The organism is Methanosarcina acetivorans C2A (assembly GCF_000007345.1).
In the GTDB taxonomy this organism is placed as follows: Archaea; Halobacteriota; Methanosarcinia; order Methanosarcinales; family Methanosarcinaceae; genus Methanosarcina; species Methanosarcina acetivorans.
Window position 1 is genome coordinate 606,127 of record NC_003552.1, and the last position, 20,460, is coordinate 626,586.

Sequence of the window (20,460 nt, forward strand, 5' to 3'; positions counted from 1 at the left end):
GGGTTCGAATGGGGGGTACCATTCTGTTGGGGTGTTTGGGGGGTTGGTGTGTAAAAAATAGTCTTACGGAATGATGCCTTTCAGATGTCAGGTGGGTACTGACATCTACCTCTAAATTTCCAGTTATATTATATAAATCTATAGGAAAAAAATGGTAGGTTTCCAGTGGAAATCCCTTCGAACCTCTTCATAGGTAATTTTCAGTATTCTTCCCACTCACTCCATCGAAAGATTACGTTTGGTGTGGACAGTACTTTCCTCTGGGCAGTTATTTTTCCCGGGTATTTTTTACTTTTTACTTTTTTCCGGGGGAGGTTGTTTACTGGGTTCTTGCAAACATGCGGTCCAGTTCACCTTTCGTAAAGGTTATCACTGTTGGTCTCCCGTGCGGGCAGGAGTAGGGACTTTCAGCGGCTTTGAGCTGTTCTATCAACTCTTCCATCTGCCTTGTGTTGCAGGCTGCCCCTCCTTTGATTGCTGCTCTGCAGGCAAGGGTCTTGCTAACTTTTTCTGAGATCCCGGTGTCTTTTTTGACCTTCCCTTCAGCCAGCAGATCCGATATCACGTCATGGATTACGCCTGTGTCCTCAAGCCTTCCGAAAACCTCGGGGACAAAGGTCACGACATAAGTATTGTCCCCAAATTCCGAGATCCCGAAACCGTATTCCTCCAGGTGGGGGATGTATTCCTCCATCAACACCCTTTCTTTGGGGGTAAGTTCGATCATCACAGGAGTGATCAGTTCCTGCACCCTGGCTTTTTTCGTCCTCAGGACCTGCTCGTAAAGGACTCTTTCATGGGCCGCATGCTGGTCGATTATCACAAGGTCTTCCCCTTTTTCGGCAAGGATATACATTTTGGAGACCTGACCTATGATCCGCAGGTCTTCGAGAAGGTCAGTGTTTGCTTTCGGTTTCAGCTTCTGACTTTGCTTCTCCTCTGCCTTTATTCTTTCATTTACCTTCTCCTCTTCTTTTTTACTTGCCGGCTCTACTTTCTTCAAGCCATCCTGAATTCCTGCCTTTCCGTCAGAATCAAGCAGGCGTTCGGATTTCTTCAGCCTTCTCTCCGTATCCTTTATCGGATAAGTGTAAGCTTCGGATTTTTCTTTCAGGAGCCTGCTGTTCTCAGATACCTTTGCTTCCTCTCGAACCCCGATTTCCTTTCCAGCTGCCTTCTCCGGCAGGGTTGCAGGGGTTTCTTGAGGCTGAATTTTTTCTGATAATCCGGGGTCTTCAAAGGTTTTCTGAAGCCTTTTTCCTTCCTTTTCCCTGACCTCGGGGGCAAGCCCGTGTTCCGAAAGGACCTTTTCAACTGCGCGGATAACTGCATCCCCTACTTCTTTTTCCCGGCTGAACCGGACTTCGGCTTTGCGGGGATGTACGTTTACGTCTACTTCTTCAGGGTTAAGGGTCAGAGCAAGCACTGCCACAGGATAGCGGCCTTTAGGAATCTTTGTGTAGTATCCTTCGCGGACAGCCATGTTAATAGCTCTGGAAGTTACAGGGCGCGTGTTTACGAAAACATAAAGCTGATCACTTCCACCCCTGTTGGTTTCAGGTTTTGAGACATATCCCCGGATTTCAAAGTCTTCTGTCCTGTACTCAAGGGGCAGCATTGAGCGGGCAGTATCAGGCCCGAGAAGGTTTACCAGGCTTTTGAAAAGGTCACTTGAGCCCGTACTTCTTATTACCGGCTTTCCTTCGCTTAACAGGGTAAAGGAAATTCCGGGATTTGCAAGGGCAAGCCTTGTTACGGTATCCGTGATGTGGGCAAGCTCGGTCCGGTCGCTTTTCAGGTACTTTCGCCTTGCAGGGGTGTTGTAGAAGAGCTCTTTTACGTATACCGAGGTTCCGGGAGCCGTGCCCGCATCCGATGTTTCCTGAACCTTCCCTCCGTGGATGACCAGTTTTGTGCCGGTAAGCTCTTCAGGGGGACGGGTAAGGATTTCTACCTTTGCAATGGCGGTAATCGAAGCAAGGGCTTCTCCCCTGAATCCCATTGTTGAGACCGTATCTAGGTCTTCGATCCTCGTGAGTTTGCTTGTTGCGTGTTTTTCATACGAGAGTAGAGCATCGGCTTTGCTCATCCCGCATCCGTTGTCCCGGATAAGGATGGAATGTTTTCCTCCCTTCTCAACTTCGATGCGAATTTCCGTGGCTCCTGCGTCTATTGAGTTGTCCACTAGCTCTTTTACTACAGATGCCGGGCGTTCTATTACCTCACCGGCTGCGATTTTATTTATCGTGTCCCTGTCAAGAATCCGGATTTTATTTCCCTGCTCTTCCATCTTTTCTTCAACCTGCTCTTCAGCTTACTTTCCGGTTTGCCCTTCCGTCATTTCTTCAATCTGCTCTCTCATCCGTTCTTCAATCTTCTATTCTATCTGCTCTTCTGCCTGCTTCCCATCTGTTTTTCCACCTGACTTTAAATCTGTTCCTCTATTCCTTTTTCTAACCTATTCCATTCCTTTTTTTAACCTGTTTCTTTTAGCCGAGCAGCTTTTTCAGCTCATGAAGTTTGTTCAGGGCTTCTATTGGCGTCATCTCATCCGGGTTAACCTTTTTCAGGGCAGCTTCCACAGGGCTCAGCCCCTTCGCCTTCTCTGAACTTCTGCTTCCGCTGCCTGGGTCGAAAAGCAGCATCTGGGTATAGCGAGCTGTTGCCTTGCTTTTCTTCTTTTTCCCGTTTTCGCCGTCCTCGGCTTCTTCAAGCACGTTTTCCCTTTCAAGTTCCTTCAGGATCTCATTTGCCCTTTCGATAACCTTTTCCGGGACTCCGGCAAGCCTTGCAACGTGGATTCCGTAACTCCGGTCTGTTGCTCCGGGAACGATTTTCCGCAGGAAAACCAGCTCATGCCCGTCTTCTTTTACTGCAATATGATAATTTTTGACCCGCTTCAATTTCTCTTCAAGAGCTGTGAGCTGGTGATAGTGGGTTGCAAAAAGAGCCCTTATTCCAACCTTTCCCCTGTTGTGCAGGAACTCAACAACGGCTTTTGCGATGCTGTATCCGTCGTATGTGCTCGTCCCCCTGCCGATTTCGTCAAGCAGTACAAGGCTTTTCGGGCTTGCATTATTCAGGATATTTGCAAGCTCCACCATTTCGACCATAAAAGTGCTCTGCCCGCTTGCAAGGTCATCAAAAGCTCCTATCCTTGTAAAGACCTGGTCTATTATGCCTACGGAAGCGTAAGAAGCCGGGACAAAGGAGCCCACCTGGGCCATAATTGCAATAAGAGCTGTCTGGCGCATATAGGTGGACTTTCCTGCCATGTTCGGGCCGGTAACAAGCAAAAACTGGTTTTCCTTGCAGTCCATTTCGGTATCATTAGGCACAAAGCCTCCCGATACGGTACTTTCGACTACCGGATGCCTTCCGTCTCTTATGAGAATCTTGCAGTCTTCGGTAAGCTGCGGGCGTGTATAGTTGTTGTTTTCCGTAGCCTCGGCAAGGCTTGCAAGGACATCCAGGGTTCCTATTCTTTCCGCGGTTTCCTGGAGTTCCCTTGAACGGGCTGAAAGGGTTCGTGTGATTTCGGCAAAGATTTCGTATTCCAGAGCCACTGCTTTTTCGTTTGCTGTCAGGATAAGGCTTTCTTTTTCTTTAAGCTCGGGGGTAAAGAAACGCTCGGCATTGGCCATTGTCTGCTTTCTTATGTAATCTTCAGGCACCTGGCTGCTGTTTGCATGGGTAACCTCGATATAATACCCAAAGACTTTATTGTATCCGACTTTCAGGGACTTGATCCCGCTTCGTTCTCTTTCTTTTTGCTGGAAAGCCGCAATCCACTGTTTGCTGTTGCTTGAAATATCCCGGAGTTCGTCGAGTTCCGGGCTGTATCCGGATTTTATCATTCCTCCTTCCCGGACGGATACAGGGGGTTCATCCATGATTGCTATTTCGATCATCTCAGCCAGTTCTTCCAGTTCGGAAAAGGATGCAAGCCCTTCTGCAATCTCTTTTAACATTTCGAACCTGGCTTTTTCCAGCAGGGAGTCCCGGAGGGAGGGAACAACGCCCAGAGATTTCTTCAGGGCTACGAGGTCTCGAGCACTGGCGTTTCCGTATACTATCCTCCCTACCAGGCGTTCGATATCCCTTACATCTGAGAGCCAGTCCCTTATATCGTAGCGGAGCAGCGAGTCTTCTGCGAGTTCTTCTATCGCATCCAGCCTGGGGTTGATTTTTTCCACGGAAAGAAGGGGCTTTAAAAGCCATTTTTTCAGTGTGCGGTTCCCCATAGGAGTTCTTGTGCAGTTCAGGGTCCTGTAAAGGGAATTTTCGTCTCCTTCATCTCTCACGTTTTTTACGATTTCGAGGTTGCGCAGGGTAATCGAGTCAAGGATCATGAACTCGGTGTTTGAGTAGGTCCTGAGGGTGTTGATATGGGTAAGATCCCTCATCTGTGTGGTTTTTGCATACTCAAGGGCGGCCCAGGCCGAGTAAACTGCAAACTCCAGTTTTTGACAGCCCATGCCCTCGAGGGTTGCAACCCCGAAATGGGTTTTTAATTTTTCTCCGGCTTCCTCGGTTCCGAAAACCTCGGGAGCAAATTCCTGCACAATTGTATGCTCCCTTAACTTGCCTGTAAGCTCCGAATTCCCGTACAGGGAAGGAGGCAGGATACATTCTGCAGGATGCATGCGGGCAAGTTCGCTGAGGAGTTTGTCAAAGTTTTCCGAGTCCGTAAACTGGGTTGTAAGGAACTCCCCTGTCGAGATGTCGAGGAAGGAGATTCCGAATTCCATTTCTTTTTCTCCGTTCTTTCCGGATTTTCCGCCTTCTCTTCCTGCAACTGCCATGAGGTAATTGTTTGAGGCATCCGAAAACATGGAAGAATCTATTGCCGTCCCCGGTGTTACAACCCTGACAACCCCCCGCTTCACAACGCCTTTTGCCTTTTTCGGGTCTTCGAGTTGTTCACAGATGGCTACCTTGTACCCCTTATTTATCAGCCTGGGCAGGTAGGTGTCAATGGCATGGTAGGGAATCCCTGCAAGCGGCATTCTCTCCCCTGTTCTGTCCTTTCCCCGAGCTGTCAGGGTAATTTCAAGTTCCTTTGCAATGGTTTTTGCGTCCTCCCCAAAAGATTCGTAGAAATCTCCCATCCTGAAGAAGATAAGGGTATCAGGGTATGCCTGCTTGGCTTCGTAGTACTGGCGCATTGCAGGGGTCATTATTTCTGTCATTTTTCAACTCACTGTAAGCCTTGAATCTTTAATATCCGCAATTAGATCTATATCCACAATTAGATCCACAGTTAAATTTCTTAGTATATAATTCTCCAAATCAGGAACAATACCTGAATCTGGAGCAGGAACCTTGAATAAACGGTTGGTTATTTTAGTGGTTGGATATTTTAGTTAAGCAGCATGCTTCCTTCCAGCATACGAGTTTGAGCATTAGCTCGGACCTAATTTGAGTATTAGTTTGAACCTCAGTTTGAGTACCAGCCTGAACATCATTTCGAAGATCAGTTTAAAATACTATGTCTTTATCTTGAATCATGCTTCTTATATATAATTAACAATTCGGGATTGTAAGCCTTATCAAAGGAGGGATTGCTCTGAGCCGGGAAAAATTAGTTGAAGTCTGTCCAGTCTGCGGAAACGCCGATATTTACTATGAGGTTGGAGGATATGTAGGTTCAGTATACCACTGCAAGGAGTGCGGATATGTCGGAGCTTTTGTTGTTGAGGCTAATGAGGAAATGATTGAGAAAATAAAAGAAACGTATAAGCGGGAAAAGAGAAAGGAAAAGAAAGAGGAAGAGGAAAAGGAAGAGGAAAAGGATAAGGAAGAGGGAGAGGAAGAGGAAAAGGATAAGGAAGAGGGAGAGGAAGAGGAAAAGGATAAGGAAGAGGGAGAGGAAGAGGAAAAGGATAAGGAAGAGGAAGAGGAAAAGGAAACCGAAGATAAAATGGAAGAGGGGGAAGAGGAAAAGGAATAAATTCCAACTATCTCTTTACTTCTTTTATATTTCTCTGACACTTTAAAATCTGCTAAAAAAGCTCCTGCCTGATTCCTTGAAATAATTCTTTGTTATGCAGTAGCCGATAACGAGTGAAAGAAACTAAAAGTATCTGTTTTTGTAATTTCATCTCATTGACCTTAGGTTTTTCATAGTATCTGGCTTTCGTGGATTCTTTTCTCTCTTTTGGAAAAGGCCGAATGCTTCGCAGTCGGTGAGTTCCCCGGGTTCAAAAACAAATTTAAAAATCCGGGAACGAGTTCCGGAATAAGCTCAAAAAAGAGAAAAAGGCTTGAAAATGAACTATGCAGCAAAATAGGGTTCTAAAAACGCAGCAAAATGTGTAAAAATGTCAAAAACTTGAATGAATCTGGTGGGGCCGCTGAGATTCGAACTCAAGTCGCAAGACCCCCAGCCTTGCAGGATGGACCAAGCTACCCTACGGCCCCGCAGAGTAGATTATATTTTTTGATGATAACGGATTACTTTATTTGCCATCAACCAACTACTGTAATTAAACATGTAGTATAAATGAGTATCGGTAGGGAAAAATCAGCTCCCTATCTTTGTTATTTTTTTGAGTGTTGATCTGCGTTTTTTGCGTGGATTTTTTCCAGGAATTCGGCTTACGGTTTCTGGCTTTCGGGTTCCGATGGACTGCTCAGTATGCTTTTTGCCCTCAGCACTCTCTGGATCATGGTGATGTGGGAAAATACGGCTATCAGCACAAGAGCCCAGCCAAGGAAACCTGAGAGGGCACCAAGGGCCAGGATGACCATTCTTTCGGTTCTTTCAGCAATTCCTACTGATAGTTTCCTGCAACCTGCGGACTCGGCACGGGCGCGGGTGTAGCTTACCAGGAAAGAGCCGATCAGTGCGAAGCCTGCCCAGAGCCAGCCTTCCACCCCGAGGAAGGGGGCAAAGCTGAGCCGGCCATAAATTGCTCCGGCCATGATTCCAAGGAACATCAGGCCGTCGGAATAGCGGTCGCAAACCGAGTCGAGGACACCTCCGAAGGGAGTGATCCTTCCTTTTGCTCTTGCGACCCCTCCGTCAAGGATATCAAAAACTCCGCTGAAGAGGATCAGGAACCCTCCTTCAAAAGGTTTTCCCAGCGCGAATGCAACTCCGGCAGCCACGCTTACCGCAAAACCCAGCAGGGTTAGAGTGTTTGGAGAGAGGGGCACTGAGCGGGCAAACGGAATTACCATCTTTCTTGCGCTGTTTTTCAGGTCTTCGAATATTTCAATCCCATCCTTTTATCTGGCTACTCTTCCTTTTTATCGAGCTAATATTCTTATTTATTTGACTATTTTTTTATCTGGCTATTTTATCTGGTTATTGATACCGCATATCCGGATATAGTCTTATCTTTTTTCTAAAGATTTTGGGTTTCGGGGTTCCGCACAGTTCTTTGAAAGAGTCCTTTAAAAACTTGAAGGGCAACTTTCCTGATTGAATGGTCTGCAGGAATGGAATTCTCCAGAAAAGGGTTTTAAGGATCGTTATATGAATAAAGTCACATGAGTTTAAAATGATATGGAGTTAAAATATGAATATTGTGGAAGAACACAGGGAAAAATGCACGCAATGCGGACAGTGCCTTTCAGTCTGCCCCCGGTACGATGATCTCGGTTTGCTTGACCTGCTTTACGGGTATCTGGAAGGGACTTCAGAAATTGAGCCTGACTCCCTGCTGAGCTGCCTGACCTGCGGGCTTTGTGCCGATGCCTGTCCCGAAGCCCTGGGAATAAAGATGCTTATATCTCCTGCCCGGCAGAAATGGGTAAGTGAACACGGGCTTACAGACAGGCAGACTATGGCAGACCCTGATGCTGAAAATAATCTTTTCAAGAAGGTTGCTGAAATGGATGAAGTTCCCGACTACAAAGACGGCCCCGGCTCTGTCGTGTATTTTCCGGGCTGCGCGGGCACCTATATTAACAAGAATATGGCGCAGGCAACCGTTGCCCTGCTGGAAAATGCAGGAGTCGATTATACGGTCCTGAGCGGGCTTGAATACTGCTGCGGAGCAGTTTCTGCAGGGGCGGGAAATCCGGCTCCGATTCTGCGGAACGGACAGCGAAATATCGAAGAGGTCCGGAAGAGGGGTGCCAAAATCCTGCTTACAGCCTGTCCCGGCTGCTTTAAAGCTTTTAAGGAAATCTATCCCAAAATGTTCGGAGAACTGGACTTTGAGGTGCTGCAGGTCTCACAGTACCTGGAACGCCTGCTTGGGGAGGGCAAATTTTCTCCCGGTGCTGCTCTTAAACACAGGGTTTTTTACCATGATCCCTGCCATCTTACCCGGGGCATGGGTGTCTACAGGGAAGCAAGAAACGTGCTCGAAAATATTCCCGGCACCGAGCTTGCAAACAAAACCCCCGAAAATTCAGCTTGCTGCGGGTTCGGAGGCGGGGTAAGAGTTAACTACCCTTCCGAATCCCTTTCAGTTGCTTCTGACCGCTACGAAGCTGCCGGAAAACTGGGCTGTGATGTGATTATAACCAACTGTGGCGGCTGTATGCAAAACCTTCTTGAAGCCGGTAGAGACGAACAGATAAAGGTCTTTGACCTCGCTGAATACCTTTGCCTTGCTTGCGGATTAAATATAGAGCGGGAAGATGAGAAAATGCTTGAACTTGTAAACAGGGCTTACAGGTTCTGTATTTCAGGATATCAGGAGCCCGATTTGCCATAAATTTTCCCCGGAATTTTTTCTTCATGATTCTTTTTCCTGGGATTCTTTCTCTTGAAATTCTTTTTTCTGGAATTTTTTTCCTGGAATTCTTTCTCTTTGGAATTCTACTTCTTTCTGATTCCCTCGACTCTCTTTTTCTCTTTTTCCGTTTTCCCTTACTTTTTATCCTTTTACTGGGGCACAAAATCGTAGCAAAAATCTAACCCAGCAATATTTCTTATATATAATGTTTTCTCTTTTTTCCGTTTTTCCAACCTGAATTCTGTTCAAATCCCGGGAGAGAACAAAAGTCTTGCTCAAAAAAGGAATTTCTTATCGTCCATCAAATTATATGGCTCAAAATTCGGATAAAAAACAGCTTCAATAGCCATTGCATATCATTGCGCCCTTAATAATGAAATGTTCTACTTTTTTAATATTTTATCCGAAATTTCTACCGTTAACTTTATTTTCCTGCTCTTATATGCCTTCAAAAGTCCATCTTTAATATTTTATATTTATATTTTTCGTTATGTCCTCTCTTTCCCTCTCCTGAGCACTCCCTTCAAAATATTTTAACCAAAAAGTATTTATGCAACCCCTGGTTTTGCCATACACCTTCTGACAAAATATTTATATCAGTAAATCGAACTTTAACTTGGAGACATCTGAAATGATGAGTAAAACAGACGGGATTTAAAATGGCACCAAAAACACTCCCTCTGCTAAAGTACTCATGAACCCCGATCAGGAAAATAAAAAATTTTGCCTGATTTCTCAGTTTCGCCTGTAGTAATCATGATTCCCTACCTGTGGTTATCGTGAATTACTTCTTGTGCACTCATGACTCGTAGAGTATGAGCTGGCAACCCAATAGTTCATGATTATTCATGGTAATTGTGGGTCGAGACGTCTCCATAGTTGAAAAACTAAAACGGAGGATGCAATATTAGCAAAGAAGAATTGCTTCAGGAACTTGCAGGCGCTGTAATCACCTGTAAGAAGGATGCGGTACTCGCTGCCGTTGAAAAGGCAAAAGGAGAACTGGATCCCTCCGAAATCATTGAAAAAGGGCTTGCAGCAGGCATGAACGAAGTGGGTGTCCTCTTTGAAAGGGGCAAACTTTTCTTACCCCATGTGATGATGGCTGCTGACGCAATGACTGCCGGAGTTGAAGCCTTAAAGGACCTTATGCCTGAAGGCTCTGCCAGCTCGAAAATGGGCGTTATTGTGAATGGTACTGTGGAAGGCGATGTCCATGACATCGGGAAATCCATCGTATCCACCATGCTCCAGTCCGCTGGTTTTGAAGTGCACGACATCGGCCGTGATGTTCCGATCAAGAACTTTGTCGAAAAAGCAAAGGAAGTCAATGCTGACATGATCGGACTTTCCGCTCTTATGACCACCACCCTCCCGGGCCAGAGAGATGTTATCGAGCTCCTCAAAGAAGAAGGTCTCAGGGAAAATGTAAAGGTCATGATCGGAGGCGCTCCGGCTACCCAGGCCTGGGCTGACAAGATCGGTGCAGATTGTTATGCTGAAAACGCAAGCGAGGCTGTTGCCAAGGCAAAAGAACTGCTGGCATAAATCATTCTTATTCGGAGGTTACAAAAATGGCAAAAAATAATGCAGTTGCAGGATTCAATGCACTTAACGGTGTAGAATTAAACCTTTTTACTACTGACGAACTCAAAGCAATCCACTACGCTACCATGGATGTTCTGATGAACCCCGGTGTACAGGTCTCTGACCCCGAGGCAAGGCAGATCTTCAAGGAAAATGGCTGCGAAGTAGACGAAAAGACAAATGTTGTAAAGATCCCTGAATACCTTGTAAGAAGAGCCCTTCAGCTTGCTCCCTCCAGGTTTGTCCTCTGGGGCCGCGACAAGAAGTTCAACACCGTCCAGGAATGCGGCGGTAAAGTGCACTGGACCTGTTTCGGTACAGGCGTTAAGATGTGCAAGTACCAGGACGGCAAGTACGTAACCGTTGACTCCGTGGAACAGGACATCGCAGACATCGCAAAGCTCTGTGACTGGGCTGAAAACATCGACTATTTCTCCCTCCCTGTCTCCGCAAGAGACATTGCAGGTCAGGGTGCCCAGGACGTCCACGAAACCCTCACTCCTATCGCAAACACCGCAAAGCACTACCACCACATCGACCCCGTCGGCGAAAATGTCGAATACTACCGGGACATCGTAACAGCCTACTACGGTGGCGATGAAGAAGAAGCCAGGAAAAAACCTATTTTCTCCATGCTCCTCTGCCCGACCAGCCCTCTTGAGCTCAGTGTCAATGCCTGTCAGGTCATCATTAAGGGTGCACGTTTCGGAATGCCTGTAAACGTCCTGAGTATGGCAATGTCCGGTGGGTCTTCACCTGTCTACCTTGCTGGAACTCTTGTAACCCACAACGCAGAAGTTCTCGCAGGTATCACCCTTGCCCAGCTTACAGTCCCCGGGACTAAGGTCTGGTACGGAAGCTCTACCACAACATTTGACCTGAAGAAGGGCACTGCTCCCGTTGGATCTCCCGAACTCGGCCTGATCAGCGCATCTGTCGCAAAGCTCGCCCAGTTCTATGGCCTCCCCGCATTCGTGGCAGGCACCTAGTCTGATGCAAAGATCCCGGACAACCAGGCAGGGCACGAAAAAACAATGACCTGTCTCCTGCCAGCCCTTGCAGGCGCAAACACTCTGTACGGCGCCGGGATGCTTGAGCTCGGTATGACCTTCTCTATGGAACAGCTCGTTATTGACAACGACATCATCAAGATGACAAAGAAAGCTCTTCAGGGAGTTCCTGTAAATGAGGAAACTCTTGCTGTCGAATCCATCCAGAAGGTAGGTATCGGAAACAACTTCCTTGCCCTCAAACAGACCAGACAACTTGTGAACTACCCATCTGACCCCATGCTTATTGATAGGCGCATGTTCGGAGACTGGGCAGCAGCCGGATCAAAGGACCTCGCATCCGCTGCACATGACAAGGTCGTAGATGTTCTCAAAAACCACGTCGTCAAACCAATCGATGCAGACATTCTTAAGGATATGCAGGCTGTCGTGGACAGAGCTGACAAAGCCTTCAGAGGCATGTAATTATACCAGATATTCAGGAGATCTAAAAATGGCAAGCAAAGAAGAAATCATTGCAAAAGCAAAAGATGCAATCACCGATTTTGATGAGGAACTCGCAGCAGAAGTTGCAGAAGAAGCCCTCGCTGCAGGTATTGACCCTGTAGAGCTCATTGAGAAAGGATTTACCGCAGGCATGCAAGAAGTAGGTGAACAGTTCGAACAGGGTTCCCTTTTCCTCCCCCATGTGCTTGCAGCTGCCGAAGCAATGAACACAGGCATGGAAGTTATTAAGCCGGAAATGGAAAAACGCAAGTCTGAGACCAAGAGCCTTGGAACCGTTGTCATCGGGACCATCGAAGGCGACATCCACTCCATCGGAAAGGACATCGTTGCCTCCATGCTCAACATTGCAGGCTTTAAAGTAGTGGACCTCGGAAGAGACGTCCCGATAAAGACCTTTGTCGAAAAGGCAAAGGAAGTCAAACCACAGATCATCGCATCCTCCGCCCTTATGACCACTACCATGGTCAACCAGATCCAGATCGAGGAACAGCTGAAAGAAGCAGGTATCCGCGACCAGGTTAAGACCATGGTCGGAGGCGCACCCGTTACCCAGGACTGGGCTGACAAGATCGGCGCAGACCTCTACGGAGAAAGTGCCACCGATGTAGTCAGCAAGGTAAGAGCAGTCTTACTCTAAAAAAGGTTCAGTAAGCAGTAAACGCAGGTGACCTGATCAAATGCGTTTTCTGCCCAACTTTATTTTGTGTGGTTTTTGCGAAACCGATAGCTAAGGGTATACAAAAAAGTTCTTGCATATTCGGTCATACTCACGGGAAAATCCAGTAATCATAGAAAAGGCAGTGCAGCAGTTTTGCTCTATATTCTCCTCTGGCATATTCAGGGAAAATATGGCAGTAAACTGCAAAGCTGCTGATTCCTGGTCTGCTGATTTCTGGTTAAATACAGGAATTAAAACTAGCTATATAATTGTAGTTCAATAAAATCAGATGACCAAAAAAACGGTATTGTAGAAATTCAACTTTAATGTCAATCTGGTTCCCTGAGATGCAAATGCCCATAGAGACGGTTCGCAAGCTGTACTTTCAGGCTGTGGAATAGGGCTGAGACGGACTCATGCCCTGAGGGAATTCCATAGCGCATCTGAAAAATGGAGGGATTTTCCGTGGATTTAAAAGCCTTAAAAAAACAGGAAAGTAAACGAAAGATCAGTAAAGGGTATATGTGGGCCCTTTTCTGTGCTGTATTCTGGGGTATCTGGTATCTTCCAGGGACCGTTGTGTGGGTGCTTAACCCTTTTGATGAGATGTATGGGGCTATTGCCGAAACCGGTGGAGACGGCACAGCTCTGATCATAACTGCTGTTCTTATTACGGCCTTCAATGCGCTTACGGTAATGCTTGCGCTTATGCTCTGGAACGGGGTTCTCGGTAAATTCGGAGAACTTGTCCGGACAATGAAAGAATTCCATCCGTGCTCCAAATGGTTCTTCCTTGCTTCAATTTTCGGAGGTCCGATGGCAATTCTCGGTTCGTTCATTGCAATGGGCTTCATTGGCGGAGCATTCGCAGCTGTTGCAGCTCTTCTTTACCCTGTGGTGGGTTCGATTCTTGCCTACTACTGGTACGGGGAAAAGATCTCCAAAAGAGCGGCAATCGGTATTGCTGTCATCATTGTAGGAGGCGTTACGATCTTCGGAGGCGGGCTTCTGACCGAGCTTTCCTCAGGCAATGTCCAGTGGATCGGATACCTCGGAGGTTTGATGGCTGCTGCCGGCTGGGGAATTGAAGGTGCAATCGCAGGAAAAGGTCTCGACATTTCCGAACCCGATGTGGGGCTGACCCTCAGGTTCGTCGGAGAAAATCTGATCTGGTGGGTCATTATCGTTCCGATACTCGCAATTGTCGGTTACCCGATGTATTCCTTTGCATTCCAGGCTTTCGAACCTCTGACTTTGCTGGTTCTGATCTTCGCAGGAATTACCTTTGGTTTCTGTTATGTCTGCTGGTACAAGTCCTTCCCGCTTATCGGGGTAGGGAGAGGCCAGGGTATAGGAAACCTCTACGGGTTGTTTGCTATTATCTTCATTTTCCTCTTCTTCGGAGATGTCCCGCAGTGGACCATCCTTGTCGGAGGCACTCTCTGTGTTATTGGTAGTTTCGTTATGTTTACGGAAGACACAAGTGAACTTGAAACTTTGAGAGGTGAGTGAAGTGAGCGGAAACCGCCCGATTAAATTCAGGATTCTGGAATTCTTGCTGGATGAAAAGGAACGCTGGAACTATGAGATTGTTTCAAAGATCCAGGAAGAGTACAACATGCATGGGAATTACAACCGGGACAGCATCAACTTCGATATCATCGAACTGGCGTCCGGAGGGATGCTGAAGGACGTGGAGCAGAAAGTCGATGAGGACGGGATCTACAAAAAAGGTTTCCTCCTGCACAAATACGTGATCACCGACTTCGGAAAGGCCCGTGGCTCAGATGCCTGTCTGAGATATGTATAATCTTATCGGAGGTTAAACATGGTACAAACAGCAGCTGCAATGGAAGCTTACAATGCCTACTGGGCAAACTCCTTCATCCCTGCCGGGGACATTATGTGGATGGTTCTCATCCTGGTCCTGGCGGTAATCGCCCTCTGGCAGGCAAGGACTTTCGTGTCCAAGTTCTGAACCCGAGTGAATACAGTTTTCCAAACCTAATGTCCAATAATCAACATAAATGGTGAAAAAATGGCAACTGAATATGCTTTAAGGATGGGAGACGGGAAGAGGGTCTTCCTCACAAAAGAGAAAATCCTGGAGGAACTTGAGGCAGGTATGGCGAATGCCTCAGACCTCGGGGAAATCCCTGATCTCAGTGCCGATGAGATTGACAAGCTTGCAGAAATCCTTATGATGCCCGGGAAAGCCGTGAGTGTCGAACAGGGCATGGAAGTCCCTGTCACCCACGACATCGGTACAATCCGGCTTGACGGAGATCAGGGCAACAGCGGAGTTGGAATTCCTTCCAGCCGGCTTGTAGGTTGTATGACGCATGAACGTGCTTTTGGCGCCGATACAATGGAACTCGGGCACATCGACTACAGTTTCAAGCCGGTAAAACCCGTGGTCTCAAACGAGTGCCAGGCAATGGAAGTCTGCCAGCAGAACATGATTATTCCGCTCTTCTACGGCGCAATGCCCAACATGGGGCTTTACTACACCCCTGACGGACCTTTCGAAAATCCCGGTGACCTCATGAAAGCTTTCAAGATTCAGGAAGCCTGGGAGTCCATGGAACATGCCGCAGAGCACCTGACCAGGGACACTGTCTGGGTCATGCAGAAGCTCTTTGCCTCCGGGACGGACGGTGTCAACTTTGATACAACTGCAGCAGCAGGCGATGCTGACATGTACGGGACTCTGCACGCAATCGAGGCCCTCAGGAAGGAATTCCCTGACATGTACATCGAAGCCGGCATGGCTGGAGAATGTGTTCTCGGTATGCACGGGAACCTGCAGTACGACGGCGTGACCCTTGCCGGGCTCTGGCCGCACCAGCAGGCTCCTCTTGTCGCAAAAGCCGGAGCAAACGTTTTCGGACCTGTGTGCAACACCAACACCAGCAAGACCTCAGCCTGGAACCTTGCCCGCGCAGTCAACTTCATGAAGGCAGCTGTTCAGGCTTCTCCTATTCCCTGTCATGTTGACATGGGGATGGGTGTGGGCGGAATTCCCATGCTTGAAACTCCACCTGTGGATGCTGTTACAAGGGCCAGCAAGGCAATGGTCGAAGTTGCCGGTGTCGACGGCATATAGATCGGGGTCGGCGACCCTCTGGGTATGCCGATTTCCCACATAATGGCTTCAGGTATGACCGGGATCAGAGCAGCAGGCGACCTTGTTGCAAGGATGCAGTTCTCAAAGAACATGCGCATCGGAGAGGCAAAAGAGTACGTGGCAAAGAAACTCAATGTGGACGTAATGGACCTCGCAGACGAGCACGTTATGCGCGAACTCCGTGAAGAGCTCGATATCGGAGTGATCACCTCAGTCCCGGGTGCTGCAAAAGGCATTGCTGCGAAAATGAATATCGAGAAGCTGCTTGACATCAAGATAAACTCCTGCAATCTCTTCAGAAAACAGATCCAGTAAAAAAAGATCTGAAAAACGGATCAGGTAAGAACAGACCTTTGAAGGAATCTCAGGCATGAGCCTGCGTTCCTTCTATTTTTTGTGCAGCAGGGAGCACTCTCCTGTCCTGAAAACGAGCTAAAAACAGATAGCTAAAAACAGATAGCTAAAAACAGATAGCTAAAAACAGATAGCTAAAAACAGATAGCTAAAAACAGATAGCTAAAAACAGATAGCTAAAAACAGATAGCTAAAAACAGATAGCTAAAAACAGATAGCTAAAAACAGATAGCTAAAAACAGATAGCTAAAAACAGATAGCTAAAAACAGATAGCTAAAAACAGATAGCTAAAAACAGATAGCTAAAAACAGATAGCTAAAAACAGATAGCTAAAAACAGAAAGCTCGAAAAAGCCGATTTCACAGGTGCAGGTCAGAAAAGTAATCCTCTGATGGATGACGACAGTATCTTCCTGATGCTTTTATTTTTTAAATCTTTTTGGAGCTCTTCTTGAATCTCTTTCTCTGGTGTCTTTTGGATCTCAGGCTAACTACTCCTCCTCGTTTCCTTCATAAGTGAGAAAGGGGCTTCCTGATTCATATCTTTCTCTTTCCGTAAAAGGTCTCTGTGTTTATCTCCGGGTTCTGCAGGTACCAGATCATAATCTGGCTTTAATCTTTAAGTTCAAACCTTTGCCTAAATAGTAACGCTTATGTCTATATAATTTAAACTCCTTTTAACACGAAATAAACTTACATCTTGAGGTATTCTGGTGAAAAAAATACTTTTTACGGTATTGATGGTCGGTTTATTGGTGATCAGTGTTGCCGGCTGTGCGGATACAGATGATACGACACCCAGCACTGCTGATGAAGCAATCTCCCCTACAATTTCTGCAAACTCATCAACAGATGAAACTACTGCCAGCCCGGATAATATGACTGCAGACCGAGCAAAGGAAATCGCTCTTTCTCATGCCGGACTTGCAGAAGCTAATGTCACTTTTGTTACAGCAAAACTTGACACAGAAGATGGCAAGCAGGAGTATGAAATCGAGTTTTATAGCGGTAATACCGAGTATGATTATGATATTGATGCTTCTACGGGAGAAATTTTGAGTTATGACTATGATGCTGAAAACTATTCGGCGTCCGGCAGTACACAGTCAGGTGATAACAGTACGTATATCGGTGAAGAAAAGGCAAAATCCATAGCACTTGAAAAAGTTTCAGGAGCAACGGAATCTGACATCCGGCTTTATCTGGACTATGAAGATGGAATGGCAGTATATGAAGGATCTATTGTTTTTGACAGTATGGAGTATGAATTTGAAATTGATGCAACTACTGGAACAATTGTGGATTGGAATGTCGAATCTGTTTTTGATGATTGATACGGGCGGAAAATGAAACAAAAGCTTTACCATTCTTGATTCAGAGTCAAAATAAGTCAGCATAATTTTTGTTGGTTTCAGCAGAGTCATCTTTATAAAACTTTTCTGAAACCCGGGTTTTAGAAACCGCCATTTCTACGGATTTTCATAGTTTAAACCTTTTTATTTTTTTGCAGTCATTTTTCTTCTTTTTTCCCAATTTGCAGTTTTTCCTTCGGGTCTGAAAGGTTTTAATTTTGGAGGTCCGTTTAAGTTGTTTTCACTCTTGTTGTTCTGTATATTTTGTTTTTTTAAATATGTACTCTACTTAATGCGATAAATTTATATATTTATACATACTTTTATTTATTGGGAAATCAAATTTACTTGATTTTCCTCTTAAAGCGCCATTTTAAGTCTCCGTAATTCTACAGACTCCTTAATCAATTTGCCTTTGAACCTCCATTTTTTTTTCATTTTTTTCTGCCTCTTAGTTGATGCTCTCTTTCTTCTCTCGTTCACTTTTGCTCCTCTTTTTCTATCCTGTGCTCTGATATGGAACGAAATCAGGTAACTTCAGGTTTTTTCATTTCCAGCCCAAAGTTTATCAGTTGAAACGATAATTATGCAGGAGACCCAAACCTGTAGATTAATGCATGAACAGGGCCTCATTTCTTGTTTCCATACCTGATTCTACGGTTTATCTGATTATTCTGGTGAGAACTATGGCTGACACAATTCACTGGGCAGACGTCATAGCCGAAGACGTGTTAAATAAGAGTGGCAAGCACCTTGTTGCCACAGGAATCACTCCCTCCGGGCATATCCATATAGGCAATATGAGGGAGGTCGTGACTGCAGATGCTGCTTACAGGGCTCTCCTTGACATGGGGGCAGACGCCCGTTTAATCTATATTGCTGACAACTACGACCCTCTGCGCAAGGTTTACCCTTTCCTGCCTGAAAGTTATGCCGAACATGTGGGAAAACCAATTTCCGAGGTGCCCTGCCCATGCGGGGACTGTGCAAACTATGCCGAACATTTCCTGAAACCTTTCATTGAAGCCTTAAGGCGCCTGGGCATCAACCCCGAGGTCTTAAGGGCAGACGAAATGTACAGGGCAGGACTGTATACCGAAGCGATAAAGACTGCCCTAGCAAAAAGGGATGAAATTGCAAAGATCCTTGAAGAGGTCTCGGGCAAAACAGTTGCAGAAGATTGGAGCCCTTTCAACCCCCGCTGTAACGAGTGCGGGAAAATCACGACTACTAAGGTTGCGGGTTTTGACCTCGAAGCCGAAACCGTGGATTACGTCTGTGCCTGCGGGCACTCGGGAACGGTGCCAATGGCAGGGGGAGGTAAACTCACCTGGAGAGTGGACTGGCCTGCCCGCTGGGCTGTACTTGGGGTGACTGTGGAACCTTTCGGAAAAGACCACGCCTCAAAGGGCGGCTCCTATGACACCGGCAAGCGAATAGTAAGGGAAATCTACGGGCATGAGCCTCCCTTCCCTATCGTCTACGAGTGGATAATGCTCGGAAAGCGGGGAGCAATGTCATCTTCTACGGGAGTTGTTGTCTCGATTTCGGACATGCTTGAGGTCGTGCCTCCGGAAGTCCTGCGCTACCTGATCATCCGTACAAAACCTGAAAAACATATCCAGTTCGACCCAGGGCAGCCTCTCCTTAACCTGGTGGACGAATACGAGCGGCTCAGGGACAAATTCCGGGAAAATGATCCCTCCCTCGGGGACTTTGAAAAGAGGATTTATGAGCTTTCCAGGGCAACCGGGATCTGCCATCCTGAAATTCCTTTCAAGCAGATGGTTACGATCTACCAGGTTGCCAGGGGAGACTTCGAGCAGGTGCTGAAGATCGTAAAGCGTTCGGGCTTTTCAACTGAGAATGAAAAATGCATCAGGGAACTTGCAGATAACGTCTCCAGATGGCTTGAACTCTATGCGCCTCCGTTTGCGAAATTTAGCGTAAAAGAAAAGGTGCCCGTGCAGACAGCAACCCTTTCGGAACTCCAGAAAGCCTTTCTCGGAGCTTTTGCCGATCTTATAGAGACGAAAGGAAAAATCAGCGGAGAAGAATACCATATGCTGGTCTATTCCGCAAAAGACGAAGGTTCCGAATTGAACAGGCTGATTGCACAAAAGGTAAACGTACCTGTCCCGCAGGTGGATCCAAAAGACCTTTTCAAAGCGATTTATACCTCAATTCTCGGGCAGAGCTCAGGCCCGAAAGCTGGTTGGTTCCTGTCTTCCTTTGAGAAGGGCTTCCTGATAACCCGGTTCAGGGAAGCTTCAACATACAACCCTGAAAAAAGCAGCTGAATAAAAACGATGAATATGGAAACGGATAACTAACTGGATATGAAGGACTTCTACATCCCAGCCTCAGAGATTCCAGGCACGGTAGAAATAAAGGATCTGACCGCCGCACCAGAGGATCCGGTCGCATCAAATAATCTGGTCGCATCAAAGGATCTGGACATACCGGTGAAAAAATCTTCAAGCCCTTCAAAGGCAGGCTCTTCAAAAAAGCACTTCCTTGCCTGGGATAAGGAGTACTCCCACCTCAAATGGGGGGGGCCTGCATCTATCCGGAGCCTGCAAGCTTACCTTGCGCCGGGTATGAAGGTTCTTGATGCCGGTTCAGGGAACGGGAGGTACCTTGGGGAACTTTCAAGGCGCTACAGTGCGGTCGGGGTTGACATCTCCTTAATTGCTCTTCGCAGTTCCCGTACCCAGCTTGCAAGAAGCGGCAGATTTGCAGAACACTTTGGGGCAAGTGTGCACGCTCTTCCTTTCAAATCCGGGTCTTTTGACGGAATTCTCTGTTACGGGGTGCTTCAGCACCTTTTCAAAGAAGAGCGGGAGGCTGCAGTCAGGGAGTTCATGCACGTGCTCAACTGCGGCGGTTTAATTTTTTTCGAGGCTTTCGGCAGGGAGGATATGCGCTGTGGGGGAGAGCCTTCAAGCCCGTTTGAAAATAACACTTTTGTCCGGCAAAACGGGATAATCTACCATTATTTTACCGAAGAAGAGGTGAAGGAACTTTTCTGTGGGTTTGAAGTTCTTGAACTGGAAAGTGTAAGAAAAGAGAAAACTTTTGGAGGGGAATCTTATGTCCGGCACATGGTCAGAGGAGTTTTTCGAAAACTTCGAACTTGATTCAGACATTTTCTGAATCTTCTGACCCA

General features: G+C 46.7%; 13 protein-coding genes, 1 tRNA gene and 2 pseudogenes. 12 read left to right on the forward strand and 4 right to left on the reverse strand.

What is annotated here, in order from left to right; genetic code table 11:
• Window positions 1-319: 319 nt before the first annotated feature.
• Both mutL and mutS read right to left on the reverse strand, forming a co-directional pair.
• On the reverse strand, window positions 320-2,290 hold the full coding sequence (gene mutL / locus MA_RS02725; RefSeq protein WP_011020571.1) for a DNA mismatch repair endonuclease MutL: 1,971 nt from the start codon (window positions 2,288-2,290) through the stop codon (window positions 320-322).
• 199 nt (window positions 2,291-2,489) lie between these two features.
• Window positions 2,490-5,192 (reverse strand): DNA mismatch repair protein MutS, encoded by a 2,703-nt coding sequence (mutS, locus tag MA_RS02730; RefSeq protein WP_011020572.1) that lies wholly within the window; start codon window positions 5,190-5,192, stop codon window positions 2,490-2,492.
• Window positions 5,193-5,713: 521 nt separating this feature from the next.
• On the opposite strand from mutS, the gene MA_RS28335 reads away from it, so the two are divergent.
• Entirely contained in the window at window positions 5,714-5,953 is a 240-nt protein-coding gene (locus MA_RS28335; protein ID WP_052279100.1) for a hypothetical protein, read from the forward strand.
• A 392-nt stretch (window positions 5,954-6,345) separates the two neighbouring features.
• On the opposite strand, the gene MA_RS02740 is transcribed toward MA_RS28335, so the two are convergent.
• A tRNA-Pro gene (locus tag MA_RS02740) sits at window positions 6,346-6,423 on the reverse strand.
• Window positions 6,424-6,600: 177 nt separating this feature from the next.
• Entirely contained in the window at window positions 6,601-7,185 is a 585-nt protein-coding gene (locus MA_RS02745; protein ID WP_011020574.1) for a CDP-alcohol phosphatidyltransferase family protein, read from the reverse strand.
• Between the two features lie 341 nt (window positions 7,186-7,526).
• On the opposite strand from MA_RS02745, the gene MA_RS02750 reads away from it, so the two are divergent.
• The 11 genes and pseudogenes from MA_RS02750 to MA_RS02810 all read left to right on the forward strand — a co-directional run bounded on the left by MA_RS02750 (window position 7,527) and on the right by MA_RS02810 (window position 20,431).
• Complete coding sequence (locus MA_RS02750; RefSeq protein WP_011020575.1) at window positions 7,527-8,675, forward strand: (Fe-S)-binding protein; 1,149 nt, start codon at window positions 7,527-7,529, stop codon at window positions 8,673-8,675.
• 927 nt (window positions 8,676-9,602) lie between these two features.
• Complete coding sequence (mtbC, locus tag MA_RS02760; RefSeq protein ID WP_011020576.1) at window positions 9,603-10,244, forward strand: dimethylamine corrinoid protein MtbC; 642 nt, start codon at window positions 9,603-9,605, stop codon at window positions 10,242-10,244.
• Window positions 10,245-10,270: 26 nt separating this feature from the next.
• Window positions 10,271-11,758 (forward strand): annotated as a pseudogene (gene mttB, locus MA_RS02765) ([trimethylamine--corrinoid protein] Co-methyltransferase).
• A 28-nt stretch (window positions 11,759-11,786) separates the two neighbouring features.
• Window positions 11,787-12,437 (forward strand): cobalamin B12-binding domain-containing protein, encoded by a 651-nt coding sequence (locus tag MA_RS02775; protein ID WP_011020578.1) that lies wholly within the window; start codon window positions 11,787-11,789, stop codon window positions 12,435-12,437.
• 471 nt (window positions 12,438-12,908) lie between these two features.
• Window positions 12,909-13,970, forward strand: coding sequence for a DMT family transporter (locus tag MA_RS02780; protein WP_011020579.1), 1,062 nt, complete (start codon window positions 12,909-12,911; stop codon window positions 13,968-13,970).
• Window position 13,971: 1 nt separating this feature from the next.
• Window positions 13,972-14,268, forward strand: a complete 297-nt coding sequence (locus MA_RS02785) for a hypothetical protein (RefSeq protein WP_048064905.1) — start codon at window positions 13,972-13,974, stop codon at window positions 14,266-14,268.
• Window positions 14,269-14,286: 18 nt separating this feature from the next.
• A complete protein-coding gene (locus tag MA_RS28040) occupies window positions 14,287-14,436 on the forward strand; it encodes a hypothetical protein (RefSeq protein WP_162829674.1) in 150 nt (49 codons plus the stop codon).
• A gap of 60 nt (window positions 14,437-14,496) precedes the next feature.
• Window positions 14,497-15,900, forward strand: a pseudogene (mtbB, locus tag MA_RS02790) ([dimethylamine--corrinoid protein] Co-methyltransferase).
• A 752-nt stretch (window positions 15,901-16,652) separates the two neighbouring features.
• Window positions 16,653-17,273, forward strand: coding sequence for a PepSY domain-containing protein (locus MA_RS02800; RefSeq protein ID WP_011020582.1), 621 nt, complete (start codon window positions 16,653-16,655; stop codon window positions 17,271-17,273).
• A gap of 704 nt (window positions 17,274-17,977) precedes the next feature.
• The gene (lysS, locus tag MA_RS02805) at window positions 17,978-19,591 is read left to right on the forward strand and encodes a lysine--tRNA ligase (RefSeq protein ID WP_048066108.1); all 1,614 of its coding nucleotides are present in this window, start codon (window positions 17,978-17,980) and stop codon (window positions 19,589-19,591) included.
• A 39-nt stretch (window positions 19,592-19,630) separates the two neighbouring features.
• Entirely contained in the window at window positions 19,631-20,431 is an 801-nt protein-coding gene (locus MA_RS02810) for a class I SAM-dependent methyltransferase (RefSeq protein WP_011020584.1), read from the forward strand.
• Window positions 20,432-20,460 lie beyond the last annotated feature (29 nt).